10 protein-coding genes and 1 riboswitch are annotated in these 14962 nt (G+C 38.6%); of the genes, 2 read left to right on the top strand and 8 right to left on the bottom strand.

The window, feature by feature from the left end; translation table 11 throughout:
* Window positions 1-81 precede the first annotated feature (81 nt).
* A complete protein-coding gene (locus tag MHH44_RS04755) occupies window positions 82-504 on the top strand; it encodes a ferritin-like domain-containing protein (protein WP_008403521.1) in 423 nt (140 codons plus the stop codon).
* Window positions 505-1085: 581 nt separating this feature from the next.
* On the opposite strand, the gene MHH44_RS04750 is transcribed toward MHH44_RS04755, so the two are convergent.
* The 5 genes from MHH44_RS04750 to MHH44_RS04730 all read right to left on the bottom strand — a co-directional run bounded on the left by MHH44_RS04750 (window position 1086) and on the right by MHH44_RS04730 (window position 9303).
* Entirely contained in the window at window positions 1086-1742 is a 657-nt protein-coding gene (locus MHH44_RS04750; protein WP_014824586.1) for a potassium channel family protein, read from the bottom strand.
* A gap of 23 nt (window positions 1743-1765) precedes the next feature.
* Window positions 1766-3103: a TrkH family potassium uptake protein gene (locus tag MHH44_RS04745; RefSeq protein WP_340797954.1), complete on the bottom strand. Its 1338-nt coding sequence runs from the start codon at window positions 3101-3103 to the stop codon at window positions 1766-1768.
* Between the two features lie 180 nt (window positions 3104-3283).
* A riboswitch (cyclic di-AMP (ydaO/yuaA leader) is annotated at window positions 3284-3424 on the bottom strand.
* Window positions 3425-3650: 226 nt separating this feature from the next.
* A complete protein-coding gene (locus MHH44_RS04740) occupies window positions 3651-5000 on the bottom strand; it encodes a TrkH family potassium uptake protein (RefSeq protein ID WP_008403524.1) in 1350 nt (449 codons plus the stop codon).
* A gap of 104 nt (window positions 5001-5104) precedes the next feature.
* Window positions 5105-5869 carry a TerC family protein gene (locus MHH44_RS04735; RefSeq protein ID WP_014824588.1) on the bottom strand — a complete coding sequence of 255 codons (765 nt, stop codon included), beginning with the start codon at window positions 5867-5869 and terminating at the stop codon, window positions 5105-5107.
* Window positions 5870-6255: 386 nt separating this feature from the next.
* On the bottom strand, window positions 6256-9303 hold the full coding sequence (locus MHH44_RS04730) for an efflux RND transporter permease subunit (RefSeq protein WP_340797953.1): 3048 nt from the start codon (window positions 9301-9303) through the stop codon (window positions 6256-6258).
* A gap of 202 nt (window positions 9304-9505) precedes the next feature.
* On the opposite strand from MHH44_RS04730, the gene MHH44_RS04725 reads away from it, so the two are divergent.
* Window positions 9506-10270: an NRDE family protein gene (locus MHH44_RS04725; protein WP_008403527.1), complete on the top strand. Its 765-nt coding sequence runs from the start codon at window positions 9506-9508 to the stop codon at window positions 10268-10270.
* Window positions 10271-10904: 634 nt separating this feature from the next.
* Here MHH44_RS04725 and MHH44_RS04720 read toward each other — a convergent pair.
* The 3 genes from MHH44_RS04720 to MHH44_RS04710 form a co-directional block, all read right to left on the bottom strand.
* On the bottom strand, window positions 10905-12476 hold the full coding sequence (locus MHH44_RS04720) for a peptide chain release factor 3 (RefSeq protein WP_014824591.1): 1572 nt from the start codon (window positions 12474-12476) through the stop codon (window positions 10905-10907).
* Window positions 12477-12542: 66 nt separating this feature from the next.
* The gene (locus MHH44_RS04715; protein ID WP_340797952.1) at window positions 12543-13103 is read right to left on the bottom strand and encodes a VanZ family protein; all 561 of its coding nucleotides are present in this window, start codon (window positions 13101-13103) and stop codon (window positions 12543-12545) included.
* Between the two features lie 76 nt (window positions 13104-13179).
* Window positions 13180-14649 (bottom strand): UDP-N-acetylmuramoyl-L-alanyl-D-glutamate--2,6-diaminopimelate ligase, encoded by a 1470-nt coding sequence (locus tag MHH44_RS04710; RefSeq protein ID WP_340797951.1) that lies wholly within the window; start codon window positions 14647-14649, stop codon window positions 13180-13182.
* Window positions 14650-14962: the final 313 nt, after the last annotated feature.

Raw genomic sequence — 14962 nt, 5'->3', positions numbered from 1 at the left:
TACGAATTTTTATGCCTAAAACTTCAAGACAAGTTTCGTTCTAATTTTAATCGAATATATTGGTTAAAAAGGAGTGTATTTTTGCAAAACTCTGCTTTTCCTTCACCAACCTCAAACTTAATTAGTAATTTAACAAAAGCGATCAATGGTGAATTCACGGCAATCCATTTTTATGAGCACTTAGCTAAACTCGCACCAACTCAAGAAATTCAAAACAGAATTCTTGAAATTCGAAATGATGAAATGAGACACTTTCAAGGCTTTTCTAATTCCTACTTCTCCATTACCGGCCATTATCCAACGCCTCAAATTACAGAAGAAATGCCAAATAACTTTAAACAAGGTGTATTAGGTGCATTTAAAGATGAACAAGAAGCTGTTGAATTTTACCATCTTGCTGCGAGACAAGCTGGGAATTCCTATATAGCACATCAATTTCAATCCAATGCATCAGATGAACAAAATCACGCAGTCTGGTTTTTATATTTCATGACCCATTATTAAGCCATATAAATAAGCCAACCTATTCTTCCATGATACCAGCAGCTCAACTAACCTTTTGGCGAGATTTTGGGGTGTTATGTGGTTTGACGTCCTTCCTATCCTCAAAAAGTTGGTCTCCCCGATTCTTGTACCGATCCCAATAAAGGGTAAAATTCGTATATAGCTAATCCGATTAAAAATCCGTTGGTTAACATTTCCGAGAAGGTGTTTTATTACAATACTACGTATGAAAAAAAAGAGGGTGGGAAATAACCCAAAAATGCCATTTTTCTCTTAGAGAAAAGTGGCATTTTTTTGCTGAGCGTAAAAATTGATTTCCATTCCGGGACGCTTTCCGCGGGCGTGGCCTGAGCCTGTAGTCTCAGGCGTCACGCTATTCCCGCAGGAAGCTTGCTTGTAGCGAAAGGCATAGCCGTCAGCTACACTCGCCCTCCATTCCAATCAATTTTATAAAATATCCGTTTCTTAATAAGGTTTTTCTACTTAGTTTATGAAATTTCTACTTCTGTCCCAGCCTCATTAATGTATTTATGTGATTTAGTTTGTGCAATAACAGAGAATAAAAAGAATCATTTATACACTCATTCTAAACTTGAGAATTTTGCCAGGTCTTTTCTACTCCCTATGGTGACCAGTAAATCTTCTGGTTGAAGCAACTCTTCTGGAGAAGGAGAAACAATGATATCATCATTCCTAACAATCGCAATAATACTGACATTAAATTTAGCACGAATATCAAGTTCTTTTAGATTTTTACCGGCCATCCTTAAAGGAATTGTAATTTCCTCAATATTGTAATTTTTCGAGAGTTCAATATAGTTAAGTAACTTTGGTGAGAGGAGTTGATTGGCTACTCGTTCCCCCATATCTCTTTCCGGATAAATGACCCAATCAGCGCCGATCGCCTCTAATACCTGGCCATGCCTTTTACCAAGTGCCTTAGCAATAATTTTTGGAATTCCTAAATTTTTTAGGAGTACCACCGTTAAAATACTGGATTGAATATCATTTCCTATCGCTACAATTACACAATCAAAGTCTGTGATACCTAATGAAGTAAGAGCCTTTTCTTCCGTCGAATCAGCAATCACCGCATCTGTTACGTAACCTTCAGCAGCTTCGACTTTTTCTTCAACTAAATCGATTCCTAATACTTCTTGCCCAGCTTCATGCAGTCTTCTAGCAACACTCGTTCCAAATCTCCCTAAACCTATCACAGCATATTGTTTTATTGCCATTTTGTATCCCTTTCCTTTGTTAATTAACCAATCATTATGTTCCTTTTTATATAGTGATATGCTTCTTTTTTACGTCGTTTGGAAATAGCAAATCCAAGTGTTAACGGACCTAATCTCCCTACGAACATTGTTAAGATAATTAGAACGCGTCCAAATGGAGATAGCTCTGGTGTTAATCCCATAGAAAGTCCCACGGTACCAAATGCTGAAGTTGCTTCAAATAAATATAGAATAAAGTCATGACCTGGTTCTGTGATGCTTAGCAAAAAGGTGACGATTACAACGATCATGATGCCGCTCATCGCAACAGTAAGTGCCTTTAGAATACTTTGCATAACAATACGACGTTTAAATAAAACCACATCTTCTCTCCCTTTAAGCTGGGAAAAAGCTGTTGCCATTAAAACTGCAAAAGTAGATACTTTAATACCTCCAGCAGTCGAGCCTGAACCTCCCCCGATAAACATTAGGAAAATGGTTAAGAATAGCGTGGCATGAGTCAAATCTGCCATTGGTAATGTATTTGCTCCCGCCGTTCTTGGCGTTATACTATGGAACAAGGCACCTAGAGCTTTTCCTGTGGAAGACAACGGTCCCAATGTTTTATCATTACTATATTCAAACAGGAAAATTAAGATGGATGCTCCAACGATAAGCATTAGTGTTGTAAACAATACAACTTTTGAATGTAATGAAATTTTATGTGTAACAGGGTATTCATATAATTCATGTATTACAATGAAACCTAAGCCACCTATAACGATCAGAGAGCAAACAGTTAATACTACAAATGGATCGTCAACGTATTCAGTAAGACTTTTAAATCCCCCCATTAAATCAAAGCCTGCATTATTAAAAATTGAAATTGAATGAAAAAAACCAAAATAAATTGCTTTGCCAATCGTCATATCAAATGAAAATCTGATCGATAATATGATAGCTCCAATACCCTCTACTATCACAGTAAAAATTAGTATTCTTTTAACTATTTTGACGATATCAAGAGTCGAAGCAGCATTAAAAGCTTCTTTTAATAAAATTCTTTCTTTTAAAGAGATTTTTTTTCCTAATAGAGTAAATAAAAAGGTTGCAAACGTCATAAATCCTAAACCGCCAATTTGAATAAGCGACAAGATCACTAATTCACCAAACAGTGAAAATGCCTCCTCTGTATCTACAACAACTAGACCTGTTACACAGGTAGCAGAAGTAGCTGTAAATAACGCATCTAGGAATGGAAGTCCTTTACCATCTGTTGTAGCTACCGGGAAAGTCAATAAAAATGCACCTACAAGGATTAAAATGGCAAATCCCATAACAAGTATTTTTGATGGATTAAGGCTCTCTTTGAAAATTTTCATTGCTCCCTCCTAACAATAAGTTAAAAGTTATTTACCCATGTACCAAGTCTAGGTATCTACTAAGCTCTTATTCTAAAATAATTAATAAAGTTTTATGAACGCAAAAAGACCGATTTAAACAAGCATTAACTTTGCGGTAAACGACAAAAGGAATACTTGAATAAGGCGGTCTATTATATGACCTCCTCCGCATTAGCCGACGAAGTTAGCTGACGGGTTAGGATGGCGAAAGAGTATATATCATCCCTTCTGCAATGCAGAATTAACCCCAAATGATCGGGTCCTCCGTTCTCAATGATTGAGATTTGGCTTTGTTAGTTTTCTTAATTACGAGCTTATTTTACTCCTGTGCATAACACTTGTAAACTGGTTAAAAAAATTTATTTTTAAGTTTGTTTGTAATGTCAAAATGACTCAAGAACAAAAATCACTCGAAAAATTTATAAACTTTCTCAAAATTAGAGCTTAGAGGATCTAAAAGGGGGTGAAATAACTTCACCCCCTCGAAAACCCTTATAAAGCCTTGTTTTAAGCCACTTTTGAAAAACTACCCAATAATGATCCGTTCCTTCGGGTAATGGTACTTCTTCTTCTTGGCAGATCCTCCGATTGAATACAGGAAAGAAATGAGCCCTACTCGCCCTACAAACATGAGCACCATAATGACCATTTTTCCGAATGCCGTTAAGTCCCCCGTTATGCCGAGCGACATCCCGCACGTTCCGAAAGCTGATGTAATTTCAAATATGACTTCCATCATAGAGGCGCTGGATTCTGTGATAAACAGCACCATCGCAGCGCCGAGCACCATAATAATCGCAAAAATAAGCACCGCAAACGAACGGTATACATCGATTAAATGAATCTCCCGGTTAAAAATTTGAATTTCCGACTGCCCGCGGGAAAATGCAATTAAAAACAAAATAACGATCGCAAATGTCGTGGTACGAATTCCCCCACCGACAGAGCTTGGTGATGCCCCAATAAACATTAGTGCACTCATAAAGAGCTGTGTCGCCTCGTTGAATGAAGTGACATCATAGGTTGTTAAACCAGCCGACCTCGTGGAAATCGATTGGAACATAGCCGAAAAAGCAGCCTCATGCCATCGCATCCCTTTAAAGGACTGAAAAGATTCGATAATAAAAATTACGACCGAACCAAAAACAAATAAGGCAACATACGTAAACGTCGTAACCTTTGTAAATAAGCTAAAGCGAAATGCCGGATCCTTTTTCGTTAAATAGGCCTTCACTTCAATTAATACGGGAAAACCGATCGCTCCGAGGAAGATTAAAATCATACAAACAAATTGTATGAAATAGTCGTGATGAAACGGCTGCAAACTCATTCCCGTAATATCAAAGCCTCCATTTGTTGTCGCAGAAATAGACGCAAACAATCCATTAATCGCCGATTCTTCCCATGTCGCAAAATAACGCTTAAAATGTACCGTTAATATAAGGGCACCTGTAAATTCAATGATAAACAGCAGCTTTGCTATTTGACGAATCAAGGCAACAACACCCGATAAATTATATTGATTATGGTCAATCATGATAAGCTGACGTTCACGCATGCCGATTTTCTTTCCAAACAGCAGCCATAAAAACGTACCGATGGACATAATCCCAATCGCACCGAATTGCAGAATAAGCAAAATCATGGCAAGTCCAAAGCTACTGTATGTTTCTGCAACAGTAACGGTCGTTAAACCCGTTACACTAACCGCACTAACCGCCGTAAATAGACTGTCTAAAAATGATACATGTACACCTTCCAAATGGACTCCCGGAAGTCGCAGCAATAAAAACGAAATTAAAATGGCTACAGAATAATAAGTGATTAAAATTTGGAAAGGCGTAATTTTACGCTTTTCGAATTTTTTAAAAGGCATAGATTGGCCTCCGATAATTGATTACATTTTTACTAGTATAATGAATATCATGGAAAATGAAAAGAAGATACTTCTAATAGTTGAAGTATCTCCTAAAACATATATTATTCTGCTTTTGCTTTTTTGTTTTTGTATACACTTACTAAATAGCCGCCTACTGCAAGTCCAAGCAGTACTACCCAGAAGATGGCTTTCCATGTTGTCGAATGCGGGAAATGCGGGTCGATAATGGCCAAGTTCTCATGTCCTAACGCCAATACCGCCAGTTTGACACCTACCCAGCCTACAATTAAAAAGGCTGCAGTTTCCAATGTTGGATAGTCGTTTAACAGCTTAACAAACATTTGGGCCGCAAAACGCATAATGACAAGCCCTATAAAGCCACCAAGGAACATAACAGCAAATGGACCGGCATTAATTCCGCCGATATGGTAATCACTAATGTGCGGTAATGTCATAGCAATAGCTACGGCTGCAAGCATTGAGTCGATTGCAAACGCAATATCCGCAAGCTCTACTTTTAATACCGTCATCCAGAAACCAGAACCTTTGCTCTCTTTCAATTCCAAATCTTCATCCTGCTTTTTAAAGTGATTATCGTATAGATGTTTTATGGATATGAATAATAGATAAGCCGCACCAAGCGCCTGAATTTCCCAGTATTTCGCTAAGAATGTAATTAGGAACAGCGCGATGAATCGGAATACGAACGCACCGAATAATCCGTAAAATAATGCCTTTTTCTGTTGTTCTTTCGGTAAGTGTTTAACCATTACTGCCATTACAACTGCATTATCTGCAGCTAACAGCCCTTCAAGGAAAACTAATACAAGTAAGACCCATGCATATTCTAATAAAATTGCTTCCATGAAATTTCTCCTCCTTATTATTTACTTGTACCCAATAAATTAGGCGTTAATAATGTGAATTTGAAAAAATACCCTTTTTGGCCAAAAAAGAAAAGACCTCTGCCTATGTAAATAGGCAAAGGTCTTGCTAAGCACATAATGCTATCACACCCGATGGCTCCTAACCATGTAATGACGAATGTGAAGTAAGTACATTTAAAAATAGCGCTTATCTAAAATGACAGGCTGCTACTTAAATCTCTTATAGCTACTCCCCTTTGACAAATGTCAATTGGATATTCAATTCAATTATATTGCTATTTTACCGATAACGTCCCGAAAAATCAAACATTCTTTTATAATTCATCAAAATTTTACATTGTCGTGCGGTAAATAGTTTTTTCAATCTATTCTTTTGCTTCCTTTTCAATCAGGCTGTAAATGATCGGTACGATAAATAATGTTAAAACTGTTGAACTAACCAGCCCTCCAATAACGACAATGGCCATTGGCTGATTCATTTCTGTACCTTCACCAATTCCCAATGCCAATGGTACCAAACCTAAAATAGTCGTTAAAGCCGTCATCAAAATTGGTCTCATTCGATCCTGGGCACCCGTAATAATGGCATCGGTTATATTTAATCCGAGCTGTCGTTTCTGATTAATATAATCAATAAGAACAATGCCGTTATTTACAACAATCCCCACTAATATAAGGATGCCGATAATGGCTGTAACACCGAGCAATGTATTAGTTACAAACAGAGAAACAGCGACACCGATAACCGTAAGCGGAACACTGAACATCATCACAAACGGCAGCTTAAAGGATTCAAATTGAGCGCCCATTACTAGATAAATAAGAATAACAGCCAGCAGAATGGCCAGTATCATATCTTGTTTTGCACTGTCGAAAAGCTCACGGTCGCCACCAAAAACAACTTTCGATGTTGCAGGAATACCCTCTTCTTCAATCGCATTATCCACTTTCTTAGAAATGCCGCTAAGGGACTCCGATGTATTGTATTTTACAAACACGGCTACGGCCGATGCCTGATCCGATCTTCGAATAGCCGTTTGGGTTTCTTTTATTTCAACCGATGCCAGCTGCTGCAGTTCGACAAACACCCCCGCATTTGTTCGAAGCTTCATTGTTTTAAGTGCTTCTACATCTTCACGGTATGCTTTTCCGAATCCAGTATATACACCTAGCACTTCACCATCTTCGGCAATGATCTGTGTTGTAAATGCGCCTCGTGTCATCATATTGACGGTTTGAGCAATTTGTGCGGGCATTAACCCATATTGAAGTGCATTATCACGATTTACTTCAATTTGAATTTCCTCTTGAACTTCATCCAAATCAGTCGTTACCTCGGTAACCGAATCAACCTTTGCAATACGTTGCTGGATGGAAGCGACCGTTTCTTTCAGCTGAGACTCATTGCTGTCTGTCACGCGAAATGTTAATGAGTTCGGTGTTGAACCTGAAGAAGATGAAAGCGAGAAATTCACTTCTGCACGCTCTCCGATCTGCTGTTGCACTTGTTTTTCAAAAAGCTCAACAAACTCGAATATGGAGCGATCTCGTTCCGATAATTCAACGAGCTTAACTGAAATCTCCCCTTCATTTTGTTCACTAGTACCCCGCGATAAAGATTGCTGATTCCCTCCAATTAAACTGACCACTACATCAACTTCTTCATATTGCTTTGCCATCTCCTCGATTTCTGAAACAATTTGTTCTGTTTTTTCAACTGTTGCACTGTTTGGAAGCTCAACGGACAAAGATACGAATCCTTCATCAGTCGGCGGCAAAAACTCTGTACCTGTTTTATATACCATAAAGCCGGATATACCGACTAAGACGATGGTAATTGATAAAATAAGGGCTCTTCTCGATAAGCCCCATTTAAGTATCTTCGTATAATTTCGGTACACCCATGAATCTTGGCGCTTCTTTACTACATTCGAAGGCTTTGTACGTAAGAAGCGGCTTGCCAGCATCGGTACAACCGTCAGTGCCACAAATAGTGAGGCAATTAAGCTAAATGAAATCGTTAACGCGAATTCCACAAAAATTTGACCAATTAACCCACTTATAAAAATGACCGGTACGAAAACTGCAATCGTCGTGACAGTAGAAGCGGTAATGGCTAAAGCTACTTCCTTCGTTCCATTGGCTGCCGCTTCTTTCGGATTCTCACCAAGCTCTAAATGTCGCTCAATATTTTCTATAACAACAATGGCATTATCCACTAGCATCCCGATTCCAAGGGCAAGGGCACCAAGTGTCATAATGTTCAAAGAAAAGTCCGCAAAAAACATAAGTACAAAGGTTACGATAACCGAATACGGAATCGCAATGCCAATAATAAGCGGACTTTTTATTCCGGATAAAAAGACGAAAAGCACAAGCATCGCAAATAGCCCGCCAAAAATAAGCGAGGAGCTAATATTACCAATTGCTAAGCGAACATAATCCCCCTGGTCAAATAAAATTGTTGCTTCAACTCCATCATACTGGGGTTCATCCAATAATTGACCAAGTTCCTTCTGAAAAGTTTCGGAAACATTTGCAGTATTTGCCCCGGACTCCTGCAAAACCGAAATGAGGACAGCCTGTTGGTCATTTGCTCGAGTAATTGTGTTCGTTTCCTGTTCTTTGCGTTCTACAGTTGCTATATCTTTAACTTTTATTGCTTCGCCTGTTAATGGGTTGACCGAAAGCGCAACATTCGCTATTTCTTCCGGACTTGTAAATAAACTGACTACTCGAGTCGTTAACAGTTGATTCTCATTTGTACTTAGCTCAGCTCCCGGCATCGAAATATTGCTTGCCTGGATAATTTGCATCACATCATTTTGCGTCAAATTATTCTGCTCAAGCTTCCGGGCATCAAGTTCAATCTGTACTTCTTCTACAATTTCACCTGAAACGGTTACACTAGCCACCCCTTCAGTCCGCTGCAATTCCTGTTCAAGTGATTCAGCGATTTGACGGATATCGACTTCTTCATTTTCTGCTGCGAGCGCCATTTGGATGACCGGAAATTGCGAAGGATCAAATTTCAAAAAGCTTGGTTTCCCCGCATCTTCAGGAAGTGGAACAAGATCAATTCGCTGTAATATGTCGGTTTGCACATCATCCATACTTGTTGACCAATCAAATTCCAAAATAATCAGGTTCGAGCTTTCCAGCGATGTCGACTGCACTCGTTTAATCCCCGGCAATGTCGCCAGCGAAGCTTCAAGCGGCTTTGTCACTTTTTCGTTTACTTCAATCGGACTTGCACCCGGATAGCTTGTCACAACAACTCCAATCGGCGGATTTAAATCAGGTATTAACGTAACTGGAATTTTAAATAATGAAACTGCGCCGAGTATTAATACAAAAATCATTGAAACAATTGTAAAAACCGGGCGTTTTATAGAAAACTTACTTATATTCATCGGTGGAAAGTCCTTTCAATTTATCTTCATATTAATTAAAATTCGTGTAGAGCTATCTATTTCCCTTTAATATTTGACAGAAACTATGTTACTACAGCAAAATGTTACAAAAAATCATACAAGGTAGGCAGGAGTTAAGCACTCGATCTAGTGAATTCCAGTGAATTTTTCTTGCCTGCTATTCAAGAAACGGGGTCCATCTATGTGTTTAATTGCATTTTCTTATAAAGTTCATCCAGCATATCCGCTCATCATTGTTGCAAATCGTGACGAATTTTATGACCGTCCGACAGCCGCCGCCCATTTTTGGGAAGATGAATCTGACATATTAGCCGGACGGGATTTACGTCAGCAAGGAAGCTGGATGGGGCTGTCGAAAAGTGGTCGTTTTGCTGCAATTACAAATTACCGTGACCCGCGCCTTCCTGAAACCGGCCAATTGTCACGCGGCGAAATTGTACGGCTGTTTTTAACTTCAACGGAATCGACAGACTCATTTATTCAGTCTCTTCGTTCAAAAAGAGATTTGTACGGCGGCTTTAATGTCCTGCTTTACGACGGCGAAGACATGCATCATTACAATAATATTTACGATGAACACCGCATTGTAGAAAGCGGCATTCACGGTGTCAGTAACGCTACTTTCAATACACCATGGCCAAAAGTAGAAACCGCAAAGCACATATTGGAAAAAGCAACCGATAAAGACACAATTGAAGTAAACAGTTTAATACCGTTATTGGCAAATGATGAAATCGCACAAGATGAAGTATTGCCAAATACTGGTGTAGGTATCCATCTAGAAAGGTCCTTATCCGCTCAATTTGTTAAAATTCCTAATTATGGTACTCGCTGCTCGACAGCCATTGTTTATCACAATAATGGGGAGATCGATTTTCTTGAACGTACATATGAGAACGGTAATTATAAATTTGACCGGTCTTACCATATTGATGCGGAGGAATGAGCATATGAAGAGGAGTTTGGGGATGGCGATAAGTTCTACTTTCTTGCGCTTTCATTCAACATTCCGGGTGATTCTTTCTACTTTCTCCCGGAAATGTTCTACTTTTCTCGTTCTAGTTTCTACATTTCAGCTGGAAAGTTCTAATTAATTTCCCGGGTTCTACTTTTCTCCCGCTTTTGTTCTACATTCCGGGTGATTTGTTCTACTTTCTCCCGGAAATATTCTACTTTTCTCGTTCTAATTTCTACATTTTAGCACAAAAGTTCTAGTTAATTTCCGGGTTCTACTTTCTCGCGCTTTTGTTCTACATTCCGGGTGAATCGCTCTACTTTCTCCCGGAAATGTTCTACTTTTCCCGTTCTAATTTCTACATTTCAACCCGAAACTTCTAATTATTTTCCGGGTTCTCCTTTCTCCCACTTTCTTTCCACTTTCCCAATAAATCGTTCTACTTTCTCCCGGAAATGTTCTACTTCCCCCGTCCACCGTTCTACATTTCAGCTCTAAACTTCTAATAAACACCACGCCCAGCCCAAATCAGCTCACCCATCCCCATATCCTAAAGCATAGCTTCAAACACAAAAAACCCGGCAATTTTCCTTCGCAGAAAATTACCGGGGCTTTTAATATCAAATTATAACAAGCTGTATAACTGAATGTTTTCGTTCTTCTCTGAGAACCAACGCATTGCAAATTCATTTTCGAATAAGAATACTTTATTATCGAAACGGTCTTTTACAAGCATTGAACGTTGAGAGTGCATTGAATCTTTCACATCTTCTTCATTTTCAATCCAACGTGCAATCTTACTGCCAATCGGCTGCATAATTACTTCCACGTTGTATTCGTTAATCATTCGGTGCTGGAATACTTCAAACTGTAATTGACCAACCGCACCAAGGATTACTTCTTCAGTATGCATTGTTTTGAAATACTGAATTGCACCTTCTTGTACTAATTGAAGCACACCTTTTTGGAATTGCTTCCCTTTCATTACGTTTTTCGCCGAAACTTTCATGAAAATTTCAGGTGTGAATTGAGGTAGTTTTTCAAAGTTAAATGTTTTCTTACCGCCGACTACTGTATCCCCAATTTGATACGTCCCTGTATCATAAAGACCGATAATGTCACCTGCAACCGCTTCATTTACTGTTTCACGATCATCTGCAAGGAACTGTGTTGACTGTGTTACTTTGAAAGATTTACCTGTACGTGAAAGTGTCATATTCATACCGCGCTCAAATTTACCCGATACGATACGTACGAATGCGATACGGTCACGGTGAGCCGGATTCATATTCGCTTGAATTTTAAAAATGAAGCCAGAAAACTCGCCATGCTCTACTGGATCGATAAATTGCTCATCTTCTGTAATACGAGGCTGAGGAATCGGTGCAAATTTTAAATACGTATCAAGGAATGTCTGAACACCGAAGTTCGTTAATGCAGAACCGAAAAATACAGGTGTCAATTCACCACGTGCAATTTTATCCTCTGAATACGCATTACCAGCTTCATTTAAAAGTTCGATATCATCGATAGCTTGTGAATAGTACGATGTTTTTTTCATATCGTTGTCAATAGCTAAATGCCCTTCTTCATCAAGTGGTAAGTAGCGGTCACCTTCTTCTACACGGAACTGTTCGATACGTTTGTTGTAACGGTCGTAAATTCCAAGGAATTCTTTCCCCATACCAATTGGCCAGTTCATTGGGTACGCATTAATGCCAAGCACTTCTTCTAATTCTTCGATAAGCTCTAATGGCTCTTTCCCTTGACGGTCCAATTTGTTGATAAACGTAAAAATAGGAATACCGCGCATTTTACAAACTTTGAATAGCTTTAATGTTTGTGCCTCGATCCCTTTAGCTGCATCAACTACCATGACAGCCGAGTCTACAGCCATTAACGTACGGTACGTATCTTCCGAGAAGTCTTGGTGTCCAGGTGTATCCAGAATGTTTACACGGCAATCTGAATAATCGAACTGCATTACAGAAGATGTAACCGAAATCCCACGTTGTTTCTCGATTTCCATCCAGTCAGATGTTGCAAACTTCCCTGATTTTTTACCTTTTACTGTTCCTGCGTCACGAATCGCACCACCGAATAATAGTAGCTTTTCTGTAATCGTCGTTTTACCGGCATCCGGGTGACTGATGATGGCGAATGTACGACGCGCTAATATATCTTGTTCTAAAGTCATTAATTTCGTCTCCTTTTTTCATACTTTCTTATTTTAAAAGACAACGGTCAGTTGTTACAACCTTTTTTACTTTGGCACGCTCATTTTACTTAATCTCCGGTATATTTTGAAGAGCACAAATCCTATCACGATGGCAATTGCATTTAATAATACATCATCGACATCTATACTACGACCAATAAAATATTGGGTACCTTCAATAAATAAGGGAATTGCGAATGCAACGATATGCATGATGCGCCATCCTCTAAATTTTTTCCATAACAGCGGAATAAAGAAGCCAAAAGGAATAAACAGAACAATATTGCCTGCCAAATTATAAAATGCGATATTTGCCAATGGTCCATTCAATTGATCATAATACAGCATAATTGTTTGTAATGGGGTGAAATTACTGCGCACATATGCGCTGGAAGTATCAAAAATGATCTGTCCATTTGAGATTTGGAAGCTTGGGATAATCGTTTGTGAAAAAATACTGATACTGTAAAAGAAGAATAGGAGCATCACCAACTCGCGCCTTGTACTTTTTGATTTATTTTTCATATAAAACATTCGCAATATGCAATAAATCGGGAAGCTCACAGTGCAATAAGCAATCATACTAAGTAAAAATGAATGGATCATTTTTGTCACCTCCAAAAAAATCCACCGTTAACGCTATTACGTTAACACGGTGGATTCGAAAAAATTATAGCATAATCTATACAAATTTTAACTTTCCAGCTTCAATCGCAATTTTCGCATCACTATGAGGGTATTTCGTATTTTCAATAATTTGGTAATCTTCATGACCTTTACCTGCGAAAATAATAATATCGCCAGGATTTGCAACGCTTACCGCATGTCTAACCGCTTCTGCACGGTCACCGATGCAGGCATAATTTTTATGTTTCATGCCTTTTGCCAAATCACCCGTAATACTGTCGAACTCTTCATAGCGAGGATCATCTGTCGTCAAGATAACATAATCGGCAACAGATGCTTTTTCTGCCATCGTCGGGCGTTTCGTTTTATCGCGACCGCCACCTGTTCCTACAAGGAAAATCAGTTTATTTTCCGGTTTTTTATAGGGCATTGCCGCATTGATCGCTTTTTCGATAGCATCCGGTGTATGTGCATAGTCGATGAACATTTGAATCGGTAAATCCGAATCTACTTTCTCCATACGACCTTTCACCGGTGGCAGCATTTCAATTTGTTCAATAATGACTTCAATAGGGAAACCGCGTGCATAGAATACGGCTGTTGCTGCAAGGACGTTGTAAATATTAAATTCACCAAGTAAATGCATTGACACGGGGAATGTACCCTCCGGCGTTTCCATATCAAATTGCGTCATTCCATTACCATAATTGCAGTTTACTGCCCGGAAAATTGCATTATTATGCAATCCGTAAGTCCAAATTGGATATGGTGTCATTCCCGCATAGCGCTCAGACCAAGGATCATCCGCATTTAAAACGACATGCTTGTTCTTTTCCAAGTCTTGTCCAAGTTGAGAAAACAGTAAACCTTTTGTATTACCGTAGTTTTCCATCGTACCGTGGAAATCTAAATGATCATGTGTTAAATTCGTAAATACCGCCACATCATAGTCGACACCTGCTAAACGGCCTAACGCTAACCCGTGTGATGACACTTCCATCACCATTGCACGGCAGCCTTCGCTTTTCGCACGGAAAATCATCTGTTGTGTATTCAATGAATCACTTGTTGTATTTGCCGACTCGTATAACACACCATTTAAATTAAAACCGATTGTTCCGGACAATGCCGATTTTTCGCCAAGCCCGATTAATATATTGTGGATAATTCCAGATACACTTGTTTTGCCGTTTGTACCTGTTACCCCAATCATCATAATATCCTTTGATGGATAATCAAAAAACTTTGCCGCTAAAATACCAAGTGTACGTGTCGTATTTTTTACGATTACTTGTGCAATTTCTCCATCTAACTGTAAAAGACGTTCTGTAACAATTACAGTTGCACCTGCATCAACTGCCTTTTGAGCATAATCATGCCCGTCCACCGTAAAACCTTTTATACAAATAAATAAACTGTTTGGCTGTACACTGCGCGAGTCAATCGCAATATCGGTAATCAGTTTCGGTAGTTGACCTACTACTTTTTTTTGCATCAGTGTACTTAAAAGTTCTTCTGCATACATAATTCTTTCCCCCACACTTGCAATATAATTGCGAATGATAATTTCCTTCTATGTACTAATCATCATACTGTGCATAGATCGAAATTTCCACGCTTTTCATTAACTGTAATGTTTTCGTATAAAATAAACATGTTTGCAAAATAAGGACTTTGGACATATAATACATAAGTTCATTTTTCTCATTATTGAATCAATATACAGAAAAGAACTAAAAGTATATTAAGATAAAGACTCCACTTTGTTTACTTATTTTTTTTATTTATACGATATATCTATCATATCAAAATTCGTCATTTATCGACATCATGAATTA

The sequence above is a fragment of the Solibacillus sp. FSL K6-1126 genome (assembly GCF_038003445.1).
Classification (GTDB): domain Bacteria; phylum Bacillota; class Bacilli; order Bacillales_A; family Planococcaceae; genus Solibacillus; species Solibacillus silvestris.
Note: the sequence above shows the minus strand (reverse complement) of the source record. Positions and strands in the feature narration are given on the sequence as shown.

Bases quoted from the DNA above. Each gene is read 5' to 3' on its own strand.
- MHH44_RS04750 (WP_014824586.1), bottom strand. From the start codon at position 1,742: ATGGCAATAAAACAATATGCTGTGATAGGTTTAGGGAGATTTGGAACG.
- MHH44_RS04745 (WP_340797954.1), bottom strand. From the start codon at position 3,103: ATGAAAATTTTCAAAGAGAGCCTTAATCCATCAAAAATACTTGTTATG.
- MHH44_RS04740 (WP_008403524.1), bottom strand. From the start codon at position 5,000: ATGCCTTTTAAAAAATTCGAAAAGCGTAAAATTACGCCTTTCCAAATT.
- MHH44_RS04735 (WP_014824588.1), bottom strand. From the start codon at position 5,869: ATGGAAGCAATTTTATTAGAATATGCATGGGTCTTACTTGTATTAGTT.
- MHH44_RS04730 (WP_340797953.1), bottom strand. From the start codon at position 9,303: ATGAATATAAGTAAGTTTTCTATAAAACGCCCGGTTTTTACAATTGTT.
- MHH44_RS04725 (WP_008403527.1), top strand. From the start codon at position 9,506: ATGTGTTTAATTGCATTTTCTTATAAAGTTCATCCAGCATATCCGCTC.
- MHH44_RS04720 (WP_014824591.1), bottom strand. From the start codon at position 12,476: ATGACTTTAGAACAAGATATATTAGCGCGTCGTACATTCGCCATCATC.
- MHH44_RS04715 (WP_340797952.1), bottom strand. From the start codon at position 13,103: ATGATCCATTCATTTTTACTTAGTATGATTGCTTATTGCACTGTGAGC.
- MHH44_RS04710 (WP_340797951.1), bottom strand. From the start codon at position 14,649: ATGTATGCAGAAGAACTTTTAAGTACACTGATGCAAAAAAAAGTAGTA.